The organism is Acinetobacter sp. 1294596 (genome assembly GCF_000582925.1).
Classification (GTDB): Bacteria; Pseudomonadota; Gammaproteobacteria; order Pseudomonadales; family Moraxellaceae; genus Acinetobacter; species Acinetobacter radioresistens.
This window is the reverse complement of sequence record NZ_JFCC01000001.1, coordinates 104,296-127,310: the sequence shown is the minus strand read 5'-3', so window position 1 is coordinate 127,310 and position 23,015 is coordinate 104,296. Positions and strand designations below refer to the sequence as shown.

At 43.4% G+C, this 23,015-nt stretch carries 20 protein-coding genes and 1 tRNA gene; 14 read left to right on the top strand and 7 right to left on the bottom strand.

What is annotated here, in order from left to right; all coding sequences use genetic code 11:
• The first annotated feature begins 2 nt into the window (after positions 1–2).
• From ispG to J502_RS00545, 6 genes are all read left to right on the top strand, one after another.
• A complete protein-coding gene (gene ispG, locus J502_RS00570; protein WP_005016500.1) occupies positions 3–1,118 on the top strand; it encodes a flavodoxin-dependent (E)-4-hydroxy-3-methylbut-2-enyl-diphosphate synthase in 1,116 nt (371 codons plus the stop codon).
• Positions 1,115–2,410 (top strand): histidine--tRNA ligase, encoded by a 1,296-nt coding sequence (hisS, locus tag J502_RS00565; protein WP_005405955.1) that lies wholly within the window; start codon positions 1,115–1,117, stop codon positions 2,408–2,410. The genes ispG and hisS overlap by 4 nt, the downstream gene beginning before the upstream one ends.
• A gap of 31 nt (positions 2,411–2,441) precedes the next feature.
• A complete protein-coding gene (locus tag J502_RS00560) occupies positions 2,442–3,146 on the top strand; it encodes a YfgM family protein (RefSeq protein WP_005016495.1) in 705 nt (234 codons plus the stop codon).
• Positions 3,146–4,294, top strand: a complete 1,149-nt coding sequence (bamB, locus tag J502_RS00555) for an outer membrane protein assembly factor BamB (protein ID WP_005405755.1) — start codon at positions 3,146–3,148, stop codon at positions 4,292–4,294. Before J502_RS00560 ends, bamB begins: the two co-directional genes overlap by 1 nt.
• Before the next feature lie 168 nt (positions 4,295–4,462).
• Complete coding sequence (gene der, locus J502_RS00550) at positions 4,463–5,872, top strand: ribosome biogenesis GTPase Der (protein ID WP_005405976.1); 1,410 nt, start codon at positions 4,463–4,465, stop codon at positions 5,870–5,872.
• A gap of 106 nt (positions 5,873–5,978) precedes the next feature.
• Positions 5,979–6,611 (top strand): 4'-phosphopantetheinyl transferase family protein, encoded by a 633-nt coding sequence (locus tag J502_RS00545; RefSeq protein WP_005405786.1) that lies wholly within the window; start codon positions 5,979–5,981, stop codon positions 6,609–6,611.
• A gap of 49 nt (positions 6,612–6,660) precedes the next feature.
• Here the strand turns inward: J502_RS00545 and secF are convergent, their stop codons facing one another.
• From secF to queA, 7 genes are all read right to left on the bottom strand, one after another.
• Positions 6,661–7,626: a protein translocase subunit SecF gene (gene secF, locus J502_RS00540; RefSeq protein WP_005404573.1), complete on the bottom strand. Its 966-nt coding sequence runs from the start codon at positions 7,624–7,626 to the stop codon at positions 6,661–6,663.
• 8 nt (positions 7,627–7,634) lie between these two features.
• Positions 7,635–9,536, bottom strand: coding sequence for a protein translocase subunit SecD (secD, locus tag J502_RS00535; protein WP_034682689.1), 1,902 nt, complete (start codon positions 9,534–9,536; stop codon positions 7,635–7,637).
• Positions 9,537–9,590: 54 nt separating this feature from the next.
• Positions 9,591–9,920: a preprotein translocase subunit YajC gene (gene yajC / locus J502_RS00530; protein WP_005016486.1), complete on the bottom strand. Its 330-nt coding sequence runs from the start codon at positions 9,918–9,920 to the stop codon at positions 9,591–9,593.
• Positions 9,921–10,025: 105 nt separating this feature from the next.
• Positions 10,026–11,156, bottom strand: a complete 1,131-nt coding sequence (gene tgt / locus J502_RS00525) for a tRNA guanosine(34) transglycosylase Tgt (RefSeq protein ID WP_005405794.1) — start codon at positions 11,154–11,156, stop codon at positions 10,026–10,028.
• A 154-nt stretch (positions 11,157–11,310) separates the two neighbouring features.
• Positions 11,311–11,877, bottom strand: a complete 567-nt coding sequence (locus J502_RS00520) for a LemA family protein (protein ID WP_034428670.1) — start codon at positions 11,875–11,877, stop codon at positions 11,311–11,313.
• Positions 11,878–11,898: 21 nt separating this feature from the next.
• Positions 11,899–12,930, bottom strand: coding sequence for a hypothetical protein (locus J502_RS00515; protein ID WP_005405844.1), 1,032 nt, complete (start codon positions 12,928–12,930; stop codon positions 11,899–11,901).
• Positions 12,931–12,936: 6 nt separating this feature from the next.
• Entirely contained in the window at positions 12,937–13,977 is a 1,041-nt protein-coding gene (gene queA / locus J502_RS00510) for a tRNA preQ1(34) S-adenosylmethionine ribosyltransferase-isomerase QueA (protein WP_005405763.1), read from the bottom strand.
• Positions 13,978–14,150: 173 nt separating this feature from the next.
• Here queA and J502_RS00505 point away from each other — a divergent pair.
• The 8 genes from J502_RS00505 (at position 14,151) to J502_RS00470 (ending at position 23,009) form a co-directional block, all read left to right on the top strand.
• Positions 14,151–14,237, top strand: a tRNA-Leu gene (locus J502_RS00505).
• Between the two features lie 202 nt (positions 14,238–14,439).
• A complete protein-coding gene (locus J502_RS00500; RefSeq protein WP_034682687.1) occupies positions 14,440–15,717 on the top strand; it encodes a sensor histidine kinase in 1,278 nt (425 codons plus the stop codon).
• 63 nt (positions 15,718–15,780) lie between these two features.
• Complete coding sequence (glnE, locus tag J502_RS00495; protein WP_005405743.1) at positions 15,781–18,531, top strand: bifunctional [glutamate--ammonia ligase]-adenylyl-L-tyrosine phosphorylase/[glutamate--ammonia-ligase] adenylyltransferase; 2,751 nt, start codon at positions 15,781–15,783, stop codon at positions 18,529–18,531.
• A gap of 26 nt (positions 18,532–18,557) precedes the next feature.
• Entirely contained in the window at positions 18,558–19,484 is a 927-nt protein-coding gene (locus J502_RS00490; RefSeq protein ID WP_005405742.1) for a branched-chain amino acid transaminase, read from the top strand.
• A 65-nt stretch (positions 19,485–19,549) separates the two neighbouring features.
• Positions 19,550–20,443: an ELM1/GtrOC1 family putative glycosyltransferase gene (locus tag J502_RS00485; RefSeq protein WP_005405804.1), complete on the top strand. Its 894-nt coding sequence runs from the start codon at positions 19,550–19,552 to the stop codon at positions 20,441–20,443.
• A 21-nt stretch (positions 20,444–20,464) separates the two neighbouring features.
• The gene (locus tag J502_RS00480) at positions 20,465–21,493 is read left to right on the top strand and encodes a glycosyltransferase family protein (RefSeq protein ID WP_005405946.1); all 1,029 of its coding nucleotides are present in this window, start codon (positions 20,465–20,467) and stop codon (positions 21,491–21,493) included.
• Positions 21,490–22,245 carry a polysaccharide deacetylase family protein gene (locus tag J502_RS00475; protein WP_005405703.1) on the top strand — a complete coding sequence of 252 codons (756 nt, stop codon included), beginning with the start codon at positions 21,490–21,492 and terminating at the stop codon, positions 22,243–22,245. The genes J502_RS00480 and J502_RS00475 overlap by 4 nt, the downstream gene beginning before the upstream one ends.
• Entirely contained in the window at positions 22,242–23,009 is a 768-nt protein-coding gene (locus J502_RS00470) for a glycosyltransferase family 2 protein (protein WP_005405882.1), read from the top strand. The genes J502_RS00475 and J502_RS00470 overlap by 4 nt, the downstream gene beginning before the upstream one ends.
• Positions 23,010–23,015: the final 6 nt, after the last annotated feature.

Here is a 23,015-nt window from a genome sequence, read left to right as displayed (position 1 = left end):
CAATGATTGAAAATCCGATTAAACGCCGGCCGACACGTAAAATCCGTGTCGGTTCAGTGTATGTGGGAGGTGATGCTCCCATCAGTATCCAGAGTATGACCAATACCGAAACCTGTGATGTGGCTGCAACAGTTGCACAGATTCAGCGCTGTGTAGATGTTGGAGCGGATATCATGCGGGTTTCAGTGCCAAGTATGGAAGCGGCAAAGGCATTTGGTGAAATCCGTAAGCAAGTAAGTGTGCCTTTGGTGGCTGACATTCACTTTGACTATAAAATTGCCTTGGCTGTTGCTGATTTTGGCGCAGATTGCCTGCGTATTAATCCTGGAAATATTGGTTCTGAAGCCAAAATCCGTGAAGTGGTCGCTGCAGCCAGACACCATGATATCTCTATGCGTATTGGAGTAAATGCTGGTTCACTGGAAAAAGACATTCAGAAAAAATATGGTGAACCGACCGGGCAGGCATTGCTTGAGTCAGCGATGCGCCATATTGACATTCTTGATCGCCTGAATTTTCAGGAGTTTAAAGTTTCGGTTAAAGCTTCTAATGTATTTCTGACTATGGATGCTTATCGCCTCTTGTCACAGCAGATTGATAATCCGCTGCATCTAGGTGTGACTGAGGCAGGTGTCTACCGGACAGGCTCTGTCAAATCCGCCATTGCGCTAGGCGGTTTGTTAATGGAAGGCATTGGAGATACCATGCGTATTTCCCTGGCGGCTGAACCTGAAGAAGAAATTAAAATCGGTTTTGATATTTTAAAATCGCTCAGTCTGCGCTCCAATGGTATCAACTTTATTGCCTGTCCAAGCTGCTCACGTCAGGAATTCAACGTGATTAAAGTTATGCAGGCCTTAGAAGAGCGTCTGGAAGATATCCGTACACCTATGGATGTTTCCGTAATTGGCTGTAAGGTCAATGGTCCGGGCGAGGCTAAAGAAGCCGATATTGGTGTAGTGGGTGCAAGTCCACGTTCACTGGTGTACCGTAATGGTGAAAAAAGTCATTTAATTGATACCAATCAGCTGGTTGATGAAATCGAAACTATGGTTCGTCAACGTGTTTCCGAGCTTGAAGAAGCTAAATCTAAAGAGATCATTCGTAGTTCATCATGAGTTCAATTGTCGCAATCAAAGGTTTTAATGACATTCTTCCAGCACAGACCCCGGCCTGGAGACGTCTAGAGCAGCATCTGTCATCTTTGATGGATACATATGGCTATCAACAAATCCGTTTGCCGATAGTTGAACAGACGAATCTGTTTAAACGTTCGATCGGTGATGCAACCGATATTGTTGAAAAAGAGATGTATACATTTCTGGACAAAGGTAATCCGCCGGAGTCTCTGACATTACGTCCTGAAGGAACGGCAGGCTGTGTGCGTGCAATGCTTGAGCATAACCTGCTGCGCGGAGCGACGCCTCGTGTGTGGTATATCGGTCCGATGTTCCGTTATGAAAAACCGCAAAAAGGCCGCTATCGTCAGTTTCATCAGTTTGGGGTCGAAACTTTTGGCGTAGCAACGCCAGATATGGATGCAGAGCTGATTCTGATGACTGCACGTCTGTGGAAACGTATGGGGGTGGCAGACAAAGTTCAGTTAGAGCTAAATACCTTGGGTGAAGCTGATGAACGTGCAGCTTATCGTGCAGCATTGGTCGGATTTCTAGAATCACATAAAGCAGATCTGGATGAAGATTCACAGCGCCGTTTAACCACGAATCCCTTGCGGATTCTGGATTCCAAAGATGCTAAAACTCAATCTATTTTAGAAAATGCGCCAAAACTTCATGACTTTATGGGTGAGGAAACATTGGCGCACTTTAACCTGTTGCAACAGTATTTGAATGATGCAGGCATTAGTTTTGTCATTAATCAAAAGTTGGTACGGGGCCTCGACTATTACAACAAAACTGTCTTTGAATGGACCACCACTCATTTAGGCTCACAGGGCACAGTGTGTGCCGGTGGCCGTTATGACGGTTTAGTAGGCCAGCTTAAAGGTAAAGCAGACCAGTCTGTACCGGCTGTGGGTTTTGCTATGGGGATGGAGCGTTTATTACTTCTGCTTGAACAGGTTGAAGATAATACTGCCGTGCGTGACTGCGAGATATTCTTGCTGGCAGAACCTGCTTATCAGGGGAAAGCCTTGGTCATGGCAGAACAGTTCCGTAACCAGTTTGAGGTAGCTAGCAGTCCATTCCGCCTAAAAACCGGATCACAGGGCAGCATGAAAAGCCAAATGAAAAAGGCCGATCAGTCTGGAGCAATTTTTGCCGTGATTCTGGGGCAGCGCGAATGGGAAAACCGGAAGCTGACAGTAAAACGTCTGGAAAATGCAGAGCAGGTTGAAGTTGAAATAGACAATCTTACTCCGTACCTGATTGAACAGCTTGCCTCTGAATAAGCTGAGAATATAAACAAAAAAGGATAATCACATGAACGCATTAAGTGATGAAGACCAGCTAGATAATTTAAAGTCATTTACCAAAAAATATGGCTCTGCCATTATTAGCGGTATTTTAATTGCGTTAATTGCCTTTTTTGGCTGGGAATACTGGCAAAAGAAAACTCTGGCTGAGAACCAGATGCGTACTGCCAAGGTGCAGCAGCTTATGGATGAAGCCAGAAATGTAAATAGTCAGGATATTAATGCCCTGAATGCACTTTCACAATCTGCTGACAAGATTGTGAAAGAAGCGCCTGATTCTGTACACGCACTTCAGGCCCAGTTTGTAATGGCTAAGCAGGCTTATGATCGTGGTGATTATGCTGCAGCAGAAAAAGCACTCAAGCGGGTAGAAGCCACTAAACTCAAGGATGAAGGTCTGGTTCATGTGCTGAAACTGCGCTTGGCTTACGCCCAATTGGCTCAAAACAAATATGATGCGGCACTTAAAACCCTGGCTGACGTAACTGATCCGGCTTTTAAAGCTACTGCTGAAGAAGCACGTGGCGACGTGTATGTGGCAAAAAATGATATTGCCTCAGCAAGAAAAGCTTATCAGAGCGCATGGGATGCACTTGCTGAGCGTAAAAAAGAACGACAAATTTTACAAATTAAACTCGAAAGTGTAGGCGTTTTAGTTGATGATCCTGAAATCGAACGCCCTATTTTGGAAACACAAGTGGATGAGTCTTAATGGATAGAAAATATAAAATATCATTTGCAATGGCAGTATTATCAGCTGCGCTGATCGGTTGCTCAAGTAATAAAATTAAAGTAGAAGAGGCCAAACCGAATCCACTGCCAAAACTTGCGCAAGCAAAAAGTCTGGTGCCTGTATTTTCGCAAAATGTTTCTTCTACCGATGAAGCTGATCCACTCCGGTTACGACTCGCAGTCGATAACGGTGTTATTTTTGCAGTAGATCCTAAAGGCGAAGTAACAGCTTTTCGTGGTAAACAGCGTCTCTGGCAGACTCGTGTCAGCAAGCAAGGGCTAAGTGCCGGAGCTGAGGCAGCTGATGGCGTGGTGGTTGTCGGTAACCGTAAAGGTCAGCTGTTTGCCCTGGAACAGGCAACAGGCAAGCAATTATGGACTGCGCAGTTATCAGGGGCTTTACTCAGCCCCTCACTGATACAAGCTGGTCGTGTTATTACTGTGGCAAATGATGGGAATGTCTTTGCACATGACCTGGCCTCTGGGCAAGAGGTCTGGGCATACCGGTTGCCAAATGCACAGTTTAGTCTGCGTGGCCAGGCAGCCCCAGTTTCTGCTGATCCGCGTACAGTACTGATTGCTTCATCTAATGCCTATATTTATGCTTTGGATGTATTAACGGGTGTGCCGCGAATGCAGCGCCGTGTAGCGGTCAGTAGCGGTCGCTCGGATGTGCAGCGCCTGATTGATATTGATGGCGATCCTGTGATGGCTGGCCAGTTTTTGGTGACGACCAGTTATCAGGGGCAAGTTACTGTAACTGATCTGGCATCACAACAGGTAGTCTGGAGTGAAGATGCCAGCAGTACACAGCGTCCGGAAGTTTTTAACAACACGGTTTTTGTTGCACAAAACGATGGTAAAGTCACGGCATTTAATCTCACGACAGGTGAACAGCTCTGGCAGAATGATAGCCTGCTCAACCGTCGGTTAAGTAATCCGGTGATACTTGGTCAAGATCTGGTGGTTGGTGATCTGGATGGCGTATTACATTTGATTGATCCAGCCTCTGGGCAACTGGTAGGTCGCTCTAAAACCGGTGGCGAAGTACGTTCACTACAGGTAATTGATGGGCAGCTCTACGTTTCTACCAGAAAGGGAGCGTTAAGCGTCTGGCAGAATCGTTAATTCTTCTCTGCTTGTGCTAAAATAAACCCAACCGTATTTTTTGAAACGCGGGGTAATTGAAATTTCAATGCCCCGTGTTTTTATTTAGATCTGTGATCTATTATTTTCTTCCAAAGTTTCTGATGTTCAGACCAGACCAACTGGCTGATCTTGAATAAAGGTTAATCTATGAAACCCGTAATTGCGCTCATTGGTCGTCCGAACGTCGGAAAATCAACGTTGTTCAACCAGATTACCAAGAGCCGTGATGCCCTTGTAGCCGACTTCGCCGGCCTAACACGTGACCGCAAATATGGCGATGCTGTGTATCAAAACAAATCCTTTATCGTAGTCGATACAGGCGGTATTGGCGAAAGCGAACAGGGAATTGACTCTTACATGGCAGAGCAGTCTAAAACTGCAATTCATGAAGCCGATCTCATTATTTTTGTAGTTGATGCGCGTGCGGGGCTGTTGGCCTCTGATGAACAGATTGCGCGTGAACTACGCACACTTGGCAAAAAAGTCTTTCTGGTAGCCAATAAGGTAGACGGCGTACATGCGGAAGCAGCGGTGGTCGAGTTTTATAAACTCGGCCTTGGTGAGCCCATGCATGTTGCTGCAAGTCATGGTCGCGGTGTGGCACAAATGCTGGAAGAAGTGCTGGCAGATGTACCTGAAGATGAGAATCGGGAAGAACATGATAAAGCTACAGGCCTGCGTCTGGCTATTATTGGCCGTCCGAATGTCGGTAAATCTACTCTGGTTAACCGGTTGCTTGGTGAAGAGCGCGTAGTTGCATATGATGAGCCTGGAACTACACGCGATTCAGTCTATATTCCGTTTGAGCGCGATGGTCGTCAATATACTCTCATTGATACTGCTGGTGTGCGCCGTAAAGGTAAAGTCGATGAAATGATCGAGAAATTCTCGGTAGTAAAGACTTTGCAAGCCATGAAAGATGCACATGTAGTGGTAGTGGTGCTCGATGCCCGTGAGGGCGTGGTAGAGCAGGATCTACACCTGATCGGCTATGCACTTGAAGCTGGCCGGGCCATGGTAATTGCGATCAACAAATGGGACAACATGTCTGAATATGACCGCAAGCAGTGTAAACTGGATGTAGACCGCCGTTTTGATTTTATTCCTTGGGCACGTATCCATCTGATTTCAGCCTTACATGGTACTGGTGTAGGTGATCTTTATCCTTCAATCCATCGGGCTTATGATTCATCTCACCTGAAAGTATCACCAGCTAAATTAACACAGATACTTAATGATGCAACCGAAGCACATCAGCCACCTATGGTTGGTGGCCGCCGGATTAAAATGCGTTATGCTCATATGGGTGGACAAAATCCGCCAACGATTGTGATTCACGGTAACAAGGTCGACAAGACTCCTGCAGATTATCGCCGTTATCTGGAAAATGTTTTCCGTAAAGTTTATAAGCTTGAAGGTACACCTGTTAAAATCGACTTTAAAACTTCAGAAAATCCATTCGAAGGACGTAAATCACAGCTTGATGAGCGTACTGCTGCACGTCGCCGTCGTTATATCCAGAAATTTAAAAAAGCTGAGAAAAAATTCAAGCGTTAAGCTAAATAGTGCTTTAATATAATTTAAAAACCCAAATTTCGATTTGGGTTTTTTTGTTTATTCATGAACCGTTATACTGCTTGTAATTTAGTGAACCGGATAAAATATGCTGCGTGTTGATATCTGTGCTATGAAGCGTTTCGAACAGGTTACTCCACAACAGGAACTGCGCCAGCAAATCCAGCAGCGTAAGCAGGCTATTTACGCTTATCGAAATCGTCTGCTTAGTGAAATACTAGGACAGCCCGTCACTGCCTTAAGTTTTGCTTATACATGCCACGGTAAACCGTACTTAAAAGAACATAATCTGGCAATCAATCATACCCATAGTAAAAAAATCTATGCATTAGTAACCAGTTCTGAGCAGCAGGACATAGGAATTGATGTTGAAGATCTGGAACGTCAAGTAAGGCTGGATGCTTTGGCACAACATGCATTTCATGAAGAAGAATATCAAACCTGGAAGTCTATGGATGAAGACAGGCTATACTGGTTTAAAGTCTGGACAGCAAAAGAAGCAATTTTAAAGGCCAGTGGTTTAGGCATCCGTTTAAGTCTGAAAGATATAAATACCAGAGTCCATCCCATGTATGATAACTCACAGATGCAGCATGAATCTCTTGGGTATTTTGCTTACCAGCATTTTGAAGTTGCCCAGAGCCTGATTACCATCGCTTGGCGCACCGGACAGGGCTGTGGTGAATTTATTTTCCCGCGTATTCAGATTTATCGGCATTAAAAAGCCTATCCGGAGATAGGCTTTAATGAAATATTGCTCCGGGGTGAAATTATGGAATTTCATCCTCGAACTCTGGTTTTACCTGTACGATAAAGTCCTGACGGTTCAGACCACGCCACAGTGCAAATGAAGTACCAATATAAATAGAAGAATAAGTACCTACAAATACGCCTACAAACATGGCTACAGAGAACCAGTGCAGACCTTCACCACCCATGAGCATCATGGCGATAACTACGAGTAACAGGGTCATCGAGGTGTGAACGGTACGGCGCAAGGTTTCGGTAAGCGCAATATTAACAATCTCGCGTGGCTCGGCACCACGAATTTTACGGAAGTTTTCCCGAATACGGTCAGAGACTACAATATTGTCATTTAGCGAAAAGCCGATAAGTGCCAGAAGTGCTGCCAGTACGGTCAGGTCAAATGGCCACTGCATCATGGCAAAAATACCGATTGTCACGATGATATCGTGGAACAAGGATAATACTGCCCCGATTGCCAGTTTAAACTCAAAACGGATGGTGACATAAATCAGCATCAGGACAAGTGCTAGCGCTACTGCACCTGCTGAGCGTACATACAGTTCATTACCAACCTGACCCCCTACCGAATCAATCTTGCTAACTTCAGCAGGGTTATTTGGCAGTTGGGCTGCTTTAGTCAAGGTACTGTTGAGGTCTTCAACATTTATGTCTTGTGCGGGCATACGTATCAAGAGATCACTATTGCTTCCCAAGGTTTGTACAACTGCATCTTTAAAACCGGCATCATTTAACGCACGGATAACTTCTCCCTGATTGGCTGCCTGTTTATAGTTCAGCTCGGCAGAGATACCGCCTGTAAAGTCCAGCCCGAGATTTAGGCCTTTAGTAACGATAAAAAACAGGCTACCGACAGTAAGGATTATCGAAATAATAGCTGCCGGTAAGGCAATTTTCATAAAGTCGATAACGCGCTCATTATCAGGACGGCCGTACTGTTTTTGCTTTGGTTGAGTATTCTCAGTCATCATCGATCTCCTTAAATGCTCAACTTCTTCAAGTTACGACGCTTGCCATAAATGATCTGTACGATCGCACGCGTTACCGTAATTGCAGTAAACATCGAACAGGCAATACCAATCATGAGTGTTACAGCAAAACCTTTGATTGGACCAGTACCGATCGCAAACAGGATAAAGGCGACGAGGAAGGTGGTCAGGTTTGAGTCAAAAATGGTGTTATAGGCTCGATCATAACCTGCCACAATGGCCTGTTTGGGCGAGGCCCCCCATTTCAATTCTTCTCTGATTCGCTCACAGATCAGTACGTTCGCATCGACGGCCATACCGATTGTAATAACAATACCTGCAATACCCGGCAAGGTTAGTGCGGCACCAATCCATGACATGACGCTTAAAGTCATTGCCAAGTTAAAAACCAAAGCAAAGTTGGCAATCAGACCAAATAAACGGAAGAAGACCACCATCCAGATAGCGACCAGCAAGAAACCGATTTGAGTAGAAAGCACACCCTTGTCGATATTTTCCTGACCTAGTGACGGGCCAACTACACGCTCTTCAACAAAGTACATCGGAGCAGCAAGTGCACCTGCACGTAGCATAAGTGCCAGTTCAGACGCTTCTTGTGGAGAATCGAGCCCGGTAATACGGAACTGCGACCCTAGTACGGCCTGAATGGTTGCAGCATTAATCACTACAGATTCTGCATAAGGTGTACGTACTTCAGTCTGTGTGCCGGTAACCGGATCAGTAACATAGCTGATACGCTGTTTGTTTTCGATAAACAGTACAGCCATGCGTTTACCCACAGCATTACGGGTGGCATCTGCCATCAGTTTGCCGCCAGCACTGTCTAAAGTAATATTAACTTCAGCACCACCTGTATCCTGACTAAAGCCTGAAGAGGCATTCTGGACCCGTTCACCTGTCAAGATACGGTTACGCTGTAACAATAATTGACGACCACTGTCTAGCGATTCATAAGCAAACAGTTCTGTGCCAGGAGGTAACGGCTGGCCATTAGATTTCCCGGTATAGGGATCAATATACTGATCATTTAAGTCAGAAACTAAGCGGAACTCCAGGTTAGCTGTGCGGCCAAGTACCCGTTTTGCTTCTGCTGTGTCCTGTACACCTGGCAGGTCGACTACGATACGATTACTGCCTTGGGTCTGAACCAGTGCTTCCGCCACCCCTAGTTCGTTAATACGGTTGCGCAGTGTGGTTAAGTTCTGGTTAACAGCATATGACTGGATTTCCTGTCTGCGTGCATCAGTATACGTGAGGCGCAACATAGGACCAGTACTGCTAGCCAGTGCTTGCTGGGTGAACTCATTGCCATTGCGGCGTAAAAAGTCCATTACAGCTTCACGGTCGTCATTTTGTGCAAACTGGAGATTGATCTGATTATTATTCAGAGTCAGGCTGTTAAACTTGAGATTATTTTCACGAAGCTGACGGCGCAAGTCGGTCGCGGATGTTTCCATACGCTGTGACAGGGCTTTATCCATATCCACTTCTAACAGGAAGTGTACACCACCACGCAAGTCCAAGCCCAATTTCATTGGTTTTGCGCCAATTTTCTGTAGCCACTCAGGTGTAGTAGGCGCCAAATTCAGGGCCACAACATATTCTTCACCCAGAGCGCGGCGTAGCACATCTTTTGCTTTGAGTTGTGCATCAGTAGAGTCTACACGCAATAGGGCAGCGTTATTGGTAAAGGTATTGTCATGAGACGGAATGTTCGCCTCTTTCAATATTTGCTCTGCTTTTTGTATCACACTCTGATCAATTTGAGTGCCGGCTTTTGCACCAGAAATCTGGACCGCCGGTTCATCGGGATACAAGCTAGGCAGTGCGTACAGGGTGCTGATCACCAGAACCACCAGGATCAGCAGATATTTCCATGCAGGGTAACGCATTTGCTGTCTTCTTAAAATGAAAAAGCCGTGCGGGGTGCACGACTGTTTTTATGATTAAAGGTTATTCAGGGTGCCTTCAGGCAAAACTGAAATGACACTAGCACGCTGGATTTTCACATCTACACCGCGGCTTAGTTCTACTACTGCAAAATCGCCTTCAAGCTTGGTAATACGGCCCATCAAGCCACCGGCAAAAACCACTTCACTGCCTACACCCAGACTTTCAACGAGTGTACGGTGTTCTTTGGCACGTTTGGCCTGTGGACGCCAGATCAGGAAATAGAAAATTGCAATAAATACCGCAATCATCAATAAGTTAGCCATCATGCTCGGGCCTTGCTGAGCCGCCGGTGCAGCGTGAGCAGTAGAGATTAAAAAGCTCATGTCGATTTCCTATTAAATATTAAAACTGTTGCCATTGTCATGACATTTAAATTGAGTTGACCTGCAATTTACCTTGTCTTTTTGTTGAGCGCAAATACTGCTTTCTCAATCTTCAGGGCAAGGCGGCACTTCCATTCCACGACGTGTATAGAAGTCCTCAACAAAAGCTTCAAAGGTACCATTGTCGAGTGCATCACGGATGTCTTGAGTGAAGCGCTGGTAATAGCGCAGGTTATGAATGGTTCCTAGCATGGAGCCCAGCATTTCACCACATTTCTCGAGGTGGAACAGATAAGCCCTGGTAAAATTCTTGCAGGTATAGCAGTCACAGTGCGGGTCAAGCGAGCTCTGATCATGACGGTATTTGCTGTTGCGAATACGGACCAGACCATCTGTCACAAAATAATGACCGTTCCGCGCATTTCGGGTAGGCATGACACAGTCAAACATATCAACCCCACGGCGGATACCTTCAACAATATCTTCAGGTTTACCAACACCCATGAGGTAGCGCGGTTTGTCATGCGGCATTCTGTTAGGAAGATAATCCAGCACTTTGATCATCTCTTCTTTCGGCTCACCAACAGATAAGCCACCAATTGCATAGCCATCAAACCCGATTTCAAGCAGGCCTTCTAGTGATTCATCCCGAAGATCTTCATACATGCCACCCTGAATAATACCGAACAACGCATTTTTATTGTCCAGAACTTCATGATGGTGGGTCTTGCAACGTTTAGCCCAGCGTAAAGACAGCTGCAATGATTTCTGCGCTTCTTCATGGGTCGCTGGATAAGGCGTACATTCATCAAAAATCATGACAATATCGGAGTTCAGAACTTTCTGAATTTCCATAGAAACTTCAGGCGAGAGAAAAACTTTTGAGCCGTCAATAGGTGAGCGAAAAGTCACACCTTCTTCTTTGATTTTGCGCATGGCGCCCAGACTAAATACCTGAAAGCCACCAGAGTCAGTTAAAATAGGCTTATCCCACTTAATAAATTCGTGCAGACCGCCGTGTTCTTTTACAACATCCAGGCCTGGACGCAAATACAAGTGAAAGGTGTTTCCTAAAATGATTTGTGCCTGAATTTCTTCAATATCACGTGGAAGCATGCCTTTAACAGTACCGTAAGTACCCACTGGCATAAATACCGGTGTTTCAACCACCCCATGTTCAAGTGTTAAACGGCCACGGCGGGCACGACCCGACTGACCCAATTTTTCAAACTTCATACCATGTCCAAATCAAGGCGAAAAAACAGTTCGCTGATGTGCAAAATAAAAAAGAGGTCTATTGTCCTTGATTCTGTCATGGAGTTCTACTGTTAAATGTAGCCGCAGCATATGAAAAACTAGATAGACCGATATGTTGCAAAACGGTGCGTGTTTAAAAGTTTGGACGATAGTCAAAGTTTTGTAGGGTAGACTGGTCACGAAACGGGCGAATAGCCTTTTTACCTGTAGTCAGCGTATTGATCATATTATTCGGAAATATCTGGATATGATTATTAAACAGTTCCACATTACGGTTAAAAATACTGATAGCGGCACTGACATTTTCATTTTGCTCATCAATTTCATTCATCATGCGCAGATAAATTTCATTAGCTTTAAGCTCAGGATAGTTCTCAACTATAACATTCAGATTACGCATGAGTTCATGACTCAAGCTTTCTACCCGTTGTAGCTGAGAGATATCAGTGCTTTTAAGATTAAGTTGCATAATCTGCTGACGTAGTTCGGTAACCCGCTCTAAGGTACTTTTTTCAAAGCCTGCGTATTGTTCGACTAGTGGGGCCAGTCCGTCAAGAACCTTGACTTTCTGCCGTTCATAGGTGGCTACATCTGCCCAGGCGCGCTGCGCAGCATTATAATGCCGGACAATCGAGTTCCGGATATAGATCACTGCAATGATCAAAACCACAAAAAATAAAATAAAGAACCCTAACCCCATCATTATTTTCCTCAAGTCTATTTATTGTAAAAGTTGCTCTAAGTTATTTAGCAGTTTTTCATAGGCGCCTAGACGCAAGGTTCGCAGGTGCCCGCGCAAACTGGAGATATCTTCTCTATTTTGCGCTTTTGTATGAATTTTAAAAAGGTTCTGCCGGTTTAAAAAGCACATTATATGATGTTCATGATGAAACAGCAGCTCGCCAGAATGTTGTGTAAAGAACTGATCTAAACGTAAAGTCATAGCTGGAGTCATGGTTTTAGCGAGCTCAAGCGGTTCAAGACCATAAATACGTAATTTCTGGTTAATCTGTAGGTCACTGCTATACCAGGCAGAGCTATACGGAGGACCAAACTCTTTATTGGATGTTGTTACTGCCAGCCCAAGTGCGGGAGCTTCAAAAACAAAGATTCCCCATAAAGTCTTCTGCGTTCTTTGTACCGCTACTTGCTGTGTATCTTGCCCGGCGATTTTTATTTCATTGATGAGATCGTACTGAAAAAGCATGATTGGCCGCTCTCGGCCCTGTTGATCTTTCCAGGTGGTGCTGGCATATACAGGTAGCATATTTGATACAGAACCCTGCTGAAATACAGGAAACAGGTTTTTAAGCCGGGCGATGAAGAAAAAAGGCTGCGTAGAATCTGGAAAATGAGGGGGTAATTCCTGAAAGTTGAGCTGATATTTTTTCTCGAGTATTTGCTGTTCCAGAAACTGAATCACTTCAGTGAGTGGCTGATCCGACTCATAACAGAAATAGGCAAATAGTCCCAAAGCAAAGGCAGTTAAAAAGCTTAATCCGGCAATAAGGCCGTGCTGTATAAAAAATATTCCAAATAATATAAAGCCACTTGCTATAACGAGCAGTATGAAAGGTAATACATTATTGAATTTCAGGCCAGGATGATCTCCCCAGGGATGGAGTTCATCTAGAATATCCTGATAGGTTTTTGCCTGTTGGCCCACTTGCCACAGCCGGGCGATATTATCCAGAACCTGCCGGTTGATCTTGCGATGAATACGTAGCGTATATTTAACAGTTTCAACCGGCATAACTATTTACCTGTTCACTGTTTTATCGATTAGCATGGCATCACCATAACTGAAGAAACGGTAATGTTTTCTTACGGCATGTTCATACGCTGCCAGAATATGATCACGTGTTGAAAGTGCTGAAACCAGCATCAGCAGGGTAGACTCCGGTAAATGAAAGTTGGTAATCAGCCGGTCTACTACACAGAATTGATAGCCCGGATAAATAAAGATCTGGGTATCTCCAGTCCATGCCTCAATTTTACCGTTATGAGCCTGCGCTGCGCTTTCAAGTGCACGTGTAGCAGTAGTACCTACTGCAATAACTTTATTACCGCGAGCCTGTACCTGTTTAATCAGCTCTACCGTATTCTCGGGCACTTCACACCATTCACTGTGCATAATATGATTTTCAATGTCTATACTACGAACAGGTAAAAAAGTACCAGCGCCTACATGCAGGGTAACAAATGCTTGCTGTACACCTTTTTCTGATAATTTGTTTAAAAGTACTTCATCAAAATGCAGACTGGCAGTAGGTGCAGCAACACTGGCAATTTTCTCTGGATCGTGAAATACCGTCTGATAACGCTCGCTGTCAATCGCCTCTGCTTCACGGTTAAAATAAGGCGGAATGGGTAATTGCCCGTGCTGATCCAGGACCTGCAAAATCGGTTGTGAAAACTCGACAACGAACAGGTTCTCATGGCGGCCTTGTACAGTGACTTTAACCTCATCTGCACCAATAAACAGCTCTGCACCAGCTTTAGGTGAATTACTGGCTTTAATATGACAGTGGGCAATAGTCTGATCAAAAATACGTTCTACCAGTATTTCAACTGCTCCACCAGTTGCACGCCTGCCTTTAAGTCGAGCCTTCATAACTTTGGTATCATTCAGGACCAGCAGATCACCGGGTTCAAACAATTCCAGAATATCGGTAAAGTGACGATCGCTATATTGGCCCTCACTATTTAAGTGTAAAAGCCTTGAAGCACTACGCTGTGCTAAAGGGTAACGTGCAATTAATTCATCGGGGAGGTTAAAAGAAAAGTCAGAAAGTTGCATGACACAAAACAATTAAAAAATTGTACCTAGTATAGTGCTTTTTGATTAATGATGGAAAAAATACGGTTTTGTTCAGCTATTGCTTTTATTGTGATTTAAAAATAGGCAAACAGTCAGTACTTTACATTGACAACATGTGGAAAGACGCTATTATACACACACCCACTCTTCTTCCCGAGGTGGTGAAATTGGTAGACGCGGCGGACTCAAAATCCGCTGTCAGAGATGACGTGTCGGTTCGAGTCCGACCCTCGGGACCACTATAATTAGATCCAAATATCTATTATTATAATTTCCTTTATTTCAAATATTTACCAGTATATAACATGTTTTGTTTCTTAATTGTTATTATTGCCGTTGTATCTATGTCTAAAGTTTGCTAATTGTTTAATAAAGATTTATTTTTAACTGATTTTTACTGAAGTTGCGGTTATTACCTACAATATTTTTAATGAGGCGAGCATGACATTACAATTATTAGAGTTAGATCAGGCTGATCAGCTCAGTGCTTGTAAATTATCGTTATTACTGGGTATCTTCGAACCGCATAACCAGGTGGAATCCTGTTTACGTTTTGCTCGACGTATTTTAAGAAGTAAAAACGCTATTTTAACTTTTAAGGCAGAGCCTTATATCTGGTATCTTTCTTCAAAGGGTATGAGACTTTTTCATAGCCATCCTGATGCAGATTTAGGACCTTATTTCAATAGTCAACCTTATATAGACCAGCAACATTCTGATTATCACGGCTTTTGTCAGCATATTCGTCACTTGGGTGTAGAGCATCAGCGCATGGTTGCTTTTGATATGCTCAAGACTGATAAAGAATCAATTGGACAGATTCTGTTTTTTGATGACAGCTCTGAGCCTTTTGAAAATGAAGATATTGAGATAGTTAAAGATTACTGTGAACGTCTGGTTCGCTATTTAGAGTTAAAATTCGAGCATGCTGAACTTAAGGAATTATATGAACAGCAATCGGCATTAAATTTTAGTAAAACCAAGTTTTTCCAGATTATTGCACATGACCTGCGTGCACCTTTTCATGGGTTGCTCGGTTTCTCTGAAGTATTGTCACAAGAGCGCAATACGCTTGACGACTCCAGTATCCAGAATATTGCAGATTATCTTTATGATACTGCACAGTCGACTTATAACCTTTTAGAAAGCCTGCTCAACTGGGCAATGGCAGAAGGCGGCCGGTTTGTCTATCATCCGATCAACTTCAATTTAAAGCAGGTCACCAAAATTGTTCGTGATGTACTTAATACACTAGCGATTAAGAAAAACATTCAGTTAATTGATGAAGTGCCGGATGATCTCAAGGTATATGCAGATATTAATATGCTGACTTCGATTATCCAGAACCTGGTATCAAATGCATTAAAATTCACGCCAATGGACGGTACGGGTAAAGTGACCATTCAAGCACAGCCCGGCCCAGATGGGGTGGAAATTTATATCCGGGATACTGGCCTGGGTATGTCTGAAGCACAAATAGCGAATATTTTTCAGCCGCGGATTACTGTCAGCCTTAAAGGTACGGCGGGGGGAAAAGGAAAAGGGCTGGGGTTGACACTCTGTAAGCGGTTTATAGACCTGAATAAAGGTGAAATTTGTGTCATGTCTAAGGAAGGTGAAGGTACTACTTTCAAAGTTACTTTGCCCGAAGCAACTGACCAGCATACGGTTTTGCCACTTGATATGGCGAAGTCAGACAGCACTACAAATTTAGTATAATTATTTTCCTAAAGCCAAATTCACCTGTTATAACTACATATAAATACAGGTGAAGGATGGTTTATGAACGCGGAGCAGTTGCAAAAGACTTTAAGAGCCAGTCAATATGCTGAACAGATACTAGGTCTTTATCAAAACGAACTTGAACAAGATTATACTGTAGATCAGTTTGCAACCCCGCTATCACATGAACAGATTAAAGATCGGGTGTCTTTTGTACTTGACTCAATTCAGGATGAGCACGCATGGATGCGAGCAATCCGAATACTTCGTGCTCGTCTCATGTTTCGCTGGATCTGGCAAGATGCTAACCACCTGACTGATGTAGTTACACTTACACAAGAACTCTCAGATTTTGCTGATGCCTGTATTTGTGCAGCAAAGGCCTTCGCCCGTATTCCACTGGTATTAAAGCATGGCGAACCAATCGGTTATTCGGGCCAAGTCCAGGACCTGATTATTATTGCTATGGGAAAACTGGGAGCACAGGAACTTAATCTGTCGAGCGATATTGACCTGATTTTTGCCTTTGATGAGCAAGGCGAGACCAATGGCCGTAAATGTATTGATGTACAACAGTTCTGTATTGCGTGGGGCCAGAAAATTATTTATTTGCTGGAGCATATCACTGCTGAGGGTTTCGTCTTTCGTGTAGATATGCGCTTACGTCCCTGGGGAGATGGTTCGGCACTGGCCATTAGCCATGCAGGATTAGAAAAATATTTAAGCCAGCATGGGCGTGAATGGGAGCGCTATGCCTGGATCAAGGCCCGTATTGTGTCTGGTGGAAGGGCGGGCGAAGAGTTACTGGAAATGACCCGTCCTTTCGTGTTTCGGCGTTATGTCGATTACACCGCGTTTCAGGCCATGCGTGAAATGAAGGTCATGATTGAACGTGAAGTCATGCGCCGCAATATCGAAGACGATATTAAACTCGGTGCCGGTGGTATCCGTGAAGTTGAATTTATTGTGCAGGTTTTTCAGTTGATTTATGGTGGTTCCAAACTTGAACTACAGGAACGCCAGTGTCTGGCAAATTTGACGCATCTGAGCGAATCAGGTCTGCTTGAGCCAGAAGCTGTAGCGGATCTGGAAGATGCCTATCTGTTTCTGCGTCGTCTGGAACACGCCATTCAGGCACTGAATGATCAGCAGACCCAGTCCCTGCCGACTGAGCCGGAGCTGCGGCAGCGATTGATTGATACCTTGGGCTTTGATAGCTGGGAGAGTTTTCTGGAAGTCCTTAATCAGAAACGGTCTAAAGTCTCTTACCAGTTTGCACATCTGATTCAGGAGCGTGACAGGGAAGCACCAGTAGAGAACTTTCAGCATCTCGAAGAAGAGCTGGAGAGTGTGCTTGATTCCAATGCACAAAAACTGATTCATGAGTTTTGGCATGGCCACGCCTTGAATAAGTTACCAGCTAAGGCCGTTCAACGTTTAAAAACCTTTTGGCCTTATCTGGTCGATGCAGTGTTACAGTCGGATAAACCACAAGTTGCATTATTACGTTTAATGCCTTTAATTGAATCTGTAATGCGCCGTACGGTTTATCTGGTAATGCTGATTGAAAGTAAGGGAGCATTACAGCGTTTGGTAAAGATGGCCACAGTGAGTCCATGGATACTGGAGGAGCTGACTCATTACCCGGTATTGCTGGATGAGTTTCTCACAATGGACTTCGAGTTGCCCAAACGCCGTGATCTTGAAGATTCACTACGGCAGCAGCTCATACGCATTGAGCTTGAGCAGGTTGAAGACCAGATGCGGGCCTTGCGCCTGTTTAAAAAATCTAATGTCTTGGCTGTAGCAGCCAGCGATGTACTGGCAGAAAGTCCGCTTATGAAAGTATCTGATGCCCTGACAGACATTGCCGAAGTTTCTATTATTGCTGCGTTGAATCTGGCCTATCAGATCGTGGCAAAAAAACATGGTTATCCACTAGATGCTGACGGACGACGCTGCTCCTTGGACTATCTCGGATTTTCTGTAGTGGGTTATGGTAAAGTCGGTGGTATTGAGCTGGGTTATGGCTCAGATCTGGATCTGGTGTTTATTCATTATATGAGCGAACAGGCGGATACAGATGGCCTGAGACCTATCAGCGGTTTCGAGTTTGCCATGCGGGTAGGGCAAAAATTTATATCTCTTATGACGACTCAGACCCTAGATGGACGAGTATATGAAGTAGATACACGTTTACGCCCTTCTGGAGAAGCTGGTCTGCTGGTGACCAGTTTAAAAGCCTTTGAACAATATCAATTAAAAAATGCCTGGCTTTGGGAGCATCAGGCATTGGTTCGGGCCCGTTCGATTGCTGGGGATGACAGTTTACGCCAAAAATTTGAAACGTTACGCTGCCGTATTTTAACTCTACCGCGTGATGAAAAATTTGTACGTACTGAAGTTTTAAAAATGCGTCAGAAGATGAAAGCCCACCTGGGTTCTTCCAAAGAACAGAAAAAAGGTGGAATTTTTCATTTAAAACAGGATGCGGGTGGTATCGTTGATATCGAATTTATGGCACAGTATATTGTGTTGGCATGGGGTGGGGCGAAACCGGATCTCGCTCACTATTCCGACAATGTAAGAATCCTAGAAGATGCTGCGAAAGCCGGTTACTTATCCAGTGACGATGCAACAGCACTGATTCAGGCTTATCTCAGTGAACGAGCCGAGAGCCACCGTTTAGCACTTGCAAATCAATCCATGCAAGTCAATGCTGCGGACTGGCACGATACCCGCGAGATCGTTTGCAAGTTATGGCAAAGATTAATAGATCCCACAGCAATACTTGCTTTGGATAGTGACTGACTGTGTAAAAATTTGGAGTGTGTGCCATGAATTTGGCTGATCGTGATGGTTTTATTTGGCAAGATGGACAACTGGTTGACTGGCGTGATGCAAAAATTCATGTCCTGACCCATACTTTACACTATAGTATGGGCGTCTTTGAGGGCGTCCGGGCATATGAAACTCCACAAGGCACAGCCATTTTTCGTCTACAGGACCACACTAAGCGCTTGTTAAACTCTGCAAAAATTTATCAGATGAAAGTTCCATTTGATCAGGCAACATTAGAGCAGGCGCAAATCGATGTGGTTCGTGAAAATAAGCTGGCGTCTTGCTATTTACGCCCATTAATCTGGATTGGTTCTGAAAAACTTGGTATTGCTGCAACCAATAATACGATTCATACGGCAGTTGCAGCTTGGGGCTGGGGTGCTTACCTGGGTGAAGAGGCGATGGCTAAAGGTATTCGTGTAAAAACTTCTTCCTTTACTCACCATCATCCGAATGTGACCATGTGTAAGGCCAAGGCTTCGGGTAACTATACGCTGTCTATTCTTGCGCACCAGGAAGTAGCACATTCAGGCTATGATGAAGCTATGCTGATGGACCCGCAAGGCTATGTATGTCAGGGTTCAGGGGAAAATGTTTTCCTGGTTAAGGATGGTGTGTTGCACACTCCGGATATTGCGGGTGGAGCATTGGATGGTATTACCCGTCAGACCGTCATTACAATTGCTAAGGATTTAGGCTATGACGTGGTAGAACGTCGTATTACCCGTGATGAATTCTATATTGCTGATGAAGCATTCTTCACCGGTACTGCAGCTGAAGTTACACCAATCCGTGAATATGATGACCGTGAGATTGGTTGTGGTGCACGTGGGCCAATCACTGAACAGATCCAGACTACATTCTTTAATGCAGTGCAGGGTAAAGATCCGAAATATGCACACTGGTTAACTTACGTAAAATAAGTAAAGCCGATATGATTAAAAGGCGAAATTTTATTTCGCCTTTTTTTTTATTATGGAATTGGGTTATGCATATTCTTTATGTTAGTGATGGAAAGGCGGGGCACCGTTCACAGGCGCTGGGACTTTACCGCGCTATAGAAAGGCAATCTGTGCATAAAGTCAGTTTTGAGGAAATTTCAATTGAACAGCTGCCATTAATCAGCTTATTTCTTTCTGTTCTCAAAAAACAATCTCCTTTTTTAAAACAGACGCCTAATTATATTGTTGGGGTGGGAAGTCATACCCAGCTTCGAGTGCTGCTTTTAGGAAAAATTTACCCAAAAGCTAAAACTGTTATTCTAATGAAACCCAATTATCCATATATATGGTTTGATTATGTAGTGGTGCCACAGCATGATGGGCTAGCTAAACGGAACAATATTATTCTCACTCAAGGTGCATTAAACCCAATTGTGAATGAACAACGACACCAGACGGATCGTATTTTGATTGCACTGGGAGGCACATCAAAACGCCATCAGTGGAATGAACAGAAAGTTCTCACAGCCATTCATGACATTGTAGAGTATAATCCGGCCTCTGAAATTATTTTAACGACCTCCCGCCGTACGCCCTCAAGCTTTTTGAATTATTTGAGCGAGCAAGATTTTTCCAAGAAAATACAGATTTTTCCGGTAGAACAGACACCACAAGGCTGGATCTTTGAAGAAATGCAAAAAGCGCAGGCAGTCTGGGTAACCGAAGATAGCGTCTCTATGATCTATGAAGCATTAACTGCCGGATGCCGGGTGGGTGTAATGATGCTTGACCGCTTAAAACATGACCGGATTACCCGATCTATAGATAATTTATTGCAACAGCACATCATCAGTACCACTACCACTTTGCAACAGCTACCTGTACAGAATACTTTTAAAGAGGCTGAGCGTGTGGCAACATACCTTTTAGCAAAGAATTAAATTTTATATCTGAGTAAATAAATGAAAATATTGCATATTGCAAATTTTGGTTTTAATAAACAGGGTGCGCACTTTTATTGTACTGATCGCAAGATTTCGGCTGGATTAATTGAAAATGGCCATTTCGTTTATGATTTCAGTTTTCGGGATATGGCCCGAATGGGGACGATTTTTAAGACAAAAAAACTGGGGGCTAATTGGGCTAATAAAGAAGTCCTAAAAGTTGTTAATAATATTGAACCTAATTTAGTTTTGGTTGGACATAGTGACTTGATGAGTCCAGAAGTTTTAAGACAAATTAAAGAATCTTATCCAAATACTAAAATCGCATTTTGGTATGTCGATCCACTTTATCTTGAAAGCAAACTCGACTTTGTAAAATTATTTTCACCCTATCTTGATGCTATTTTTTGTACGACGGGTGGCGAATATCTTCAAAAGTTAAAGCAACCCCATTTAAGCGTAGCCTATATGCCAAATATTGGCCATCATAATGTAGAAACGCTGCAACAGTTTTCAAATTCTAAAACTGACAAAACTTTTATTTTTTGCGGTGTGGTTTATAAAGAGCCCGAGCGTGAAAAGTTTTTAAAAGACTTAGCTGATGCATTACAGCAGGCTCGGGTCAACTATCAATACTATAGTTGTTTTGCACAGCAAGGTGTTTATGGCAAAGCGTATTATAAGGTTCTGTCTGAAACTAAAATGGGACTGAATTATTCACGCCGTAATGATGTCACTTTATATAGCTCTGACCGTATTGTGCAGCTGACAGGTAATGGTTTACTCACCTTTAGCCCAAGAATTCCAGGTTTTGATAAACTCTACACCGAGCAGGAAGTGGTTTACTTTGATGACCAGTTTGACTTGGCCAAGAAAATCCAATTCTTTGATCAAAATCCTGAGCAGGCTGAAAAAATAGCGAAAGAGGGATGGCAGAAGACCCGCAATTCTTTCAATGCTAAACGTATCACCCAATTTATGGTTGAAGTGACATTTAAGCAGCCCCTTTCAGAAGATTATGAATGGTCACATGAGGTTTATGCATGATGTGGTTTTTGTATGTTGCGGTAGGCCTATTAGTACTTGCTGCATTGTTATATATGCTGGGTAATTATACATTCTGGCTTCCGTTCCGTTCGAACAAATTACCACGCATTGTGATGCTACATCAGGTTACCCCTAAAGATGCAGCCTCTGGCATGAACATGCCTCCTGAAAAGTTTGAGCAACTCTTACAGTTGTTGACGCGTAAAAAAGCTATTTTTTGTTTTGTCTCTGAGCTTGAACAATATCGTCATCAAAAAAATGTGGTGGCTTTAAGTTTCGATGATGGGTTTATGGATAATTATCTTTATGCTTATCCATTACTTAAAAAATATAACGCGAAAGCAACTATTTATTTGGCAACTCAAATTGAAGGTATCGAAAAGCTGACTCATGAGCAAATTCATGAAATGGCGAATTCTGGTTTGATTGAGTTTGGTGCGCATACCCAGCATCATGTGAACTTACTTAAACTTGATGATCAAACTGCTTATGACGAGATGCTTCAGTCTAAGCGTGATATTGAAGCATTAGTTGGCAAGTGCCCGAGTTTTGCTTATCCATTTGGTCGATTTAACGAAAAACACCAGAAAATGGCTCAAGAGATTGGCTTTAAAAACGCAGTATCGACTCGTAAAAAAATCGAAGCGTATGAAGCAAATAACCAATTTAATATTCCACGTGTCAGCACGCATGGTGCCATGAATGCTTTACAGATGCGTATCGCCCTTGCTAAAGGACGTTATAAGTTATGAATAAAATTCCATGTAGTGTCTATATCGTCACTTTAAACTGTGGTGCTTGGTTAGAGCGAACTTTGCAAAGTGTCAGTGAGTTTGATGAAGTTATTATTTTAGACTCGGGCAGTACTGATAATACTTATGAAATTGCTCAGCGTTTTGAGAATACGCAGATTTCTCACCAAGACTGGCAGGGTTATGCCGGGCAAAAGAGTTTAGCTTTAGCTAAATGCAGAAATGATTGGGTGCTTAACCTAGATGGCGACGAAGTCTTATCTAAGGAATTAAAACAAGAGATTGTTGAGACCATTCAGCAAAACAAGTTTGATGCATTAATCACACCAATTAATGATGTGTTCTTAGGTGTTCCCAACAGTAAACATACTAAAAAACATGCAAAGGTGCGTTTTTTCCGCAAGTCCAAGGGGCATTATGACCTTGCTAATAAAGTTCATGAAAATGTAGTTGTAGATGGTCAATCTCAGCGTGCCCAACACGACATTTATCATTATGGTGAGTCGAGTATTTTCGTTAAGGTCGAAAAAAATAACCAATATTCCAACTTAAAAGCATTAGAGAAATACCAAAAAGGAAAGTCTCCAAGCGTTGCTAAATTGGTTTTAGTGATGCCTATGACTTTTATGAAGTCTTATTTTATTCGCCGTAGTTGCTTAAATGGTTGGCGTGGTTTCGTAAATAGTATGATTAACGCATTTTATGCATTTCTAAAAGAAGCCAAACTGTTTGAACAGACCATGAATAAAGATAAAAATAAGTAGGCAAGC

Coding starts and splice junctions, on each gene's coding strand:
- ispG (WP_005016500.1), top strand. CDS start 3: ATGATTGAAAATCCGATTAAACGCCGGCCGACACGTAAAATCCGTGTC.
- hisS (WP_005405955.1), top strand. CDS start 1,115: ATGAGTTCAATTGTCGCAATCAAAGGTTTTAATGACATTCTTCCAGCA.
- J502_RS00560 (WP_005016495.1), top strand. CDS start 2,442: ATGAACGCATTAAGTGATGAAGACCAGCTAGATAATTTAAAGTCATTT.
- bamB (WP_005405755.1), top strand. CDS start 3,146: ATGGATAGAAAATATAAAATATCATTTGCAATGGCAGTATTATCAGCT.
- der (WP_005405976.1), top strand. CDS start 4,463: ATGAAACCCGTAATTGCGCTCATTGGTCGTCCGAACGTCGGAAAATCA.
- J502_RS00545 (WP_005405786.1), top strand. CDS start 5,979: ATGCTGCGTGTTGATATCTGTGCTATGAAGCGTTTCGAACAGGTTACT.
- secF (WP_005404573.1), bottom strand. CDS start 7,626: ATGATGACTGAGAATACTCAACCAAAGCAAAAACAGTACGGCCGTCCT.
- secD (WP_034682689.1), bottom strand. CDS start 9,536: ATGCGTTACCCTGCATGGAAATATCTGCTGATCCTGGTGGTTCTGGTG.
- yajC (WP_005016486.1), bottom strand. CDS start 9,920: ATGAGCTTTTTAATCTCTACTGCTCACGCTGCACCGGCGGCTCAGCAA.
- tgt (WP_005405794.1), bottom strand. CDS start 11,156: ATGAAGTTTGAAAAATTGGGTCAGTCGGGTCGTGCCCGCCGTGGCCGT.
- J502_RS00520 (WP_034428670.1), bottom strand. CDS start 11,877: ATGGGGTTAGGGTTCTTTATTTTATTTTTTGTGGTTTTGATCATTGCA.
- J502_RS00515 (WP_005405844.1), bottom strand. CDS start 12,930: ATGCCGGTTGAAACTGTTAAATATACGCTACGTATTCATCGCAAGATC.
- queA (WP_005405763.1), bottom strand. CDS start 13,977: ATGCAACTTTCTGACTTTTCTTTTAACCTCCCCGATGAATTAATTGCA.
- J502_RS00500 (WP_034682687.1), top strand. CDS start 14,440: ATGACATTACAATTATTAGAGTTAGATCAGGCTGATCAGCTCAGTGCT.
- glnE (WP_005405743.1), top strand. CDS start 15,781: ATGAACGCGGAGCAGTTGCAAAAGACTTTAAGAGCCAGTCAATATGCT.
- J502_RS00490 (WP_005405742.1), top strand. CDS start 18,558: ATGAATTTGGCTGATCGTGATGGTTTTATTTGGCAAGATGGACAACTG.
- J502_RS00485 (WP_005405804.1), top strand. CDS start 19,550: ATGCATATTCTTTATGTTAGTGATGGAAAGGCGGGGCACCGTTCACAG.
- J502_RS00480 (WP_005405946.1), top strand. CDS start 20,465: ATGAAAATATTGCATATTGCAAATTTTGGTTTTAATAAACAGGGTGCG.
- J502_RS00475 (WP_005405703.1), top strand. CDS start 21,490: ATGATGTGGTTTTTGTATGTTGCGGTAGGCCTATTAGTACTTGCTGCA.
- J502_RS00470 (WP_005405882.1), top strand. CDS start 22,242: ATGAATAAAATTCCATGTAGTGTCTATATCGTCACTTTAAACTGTGGT.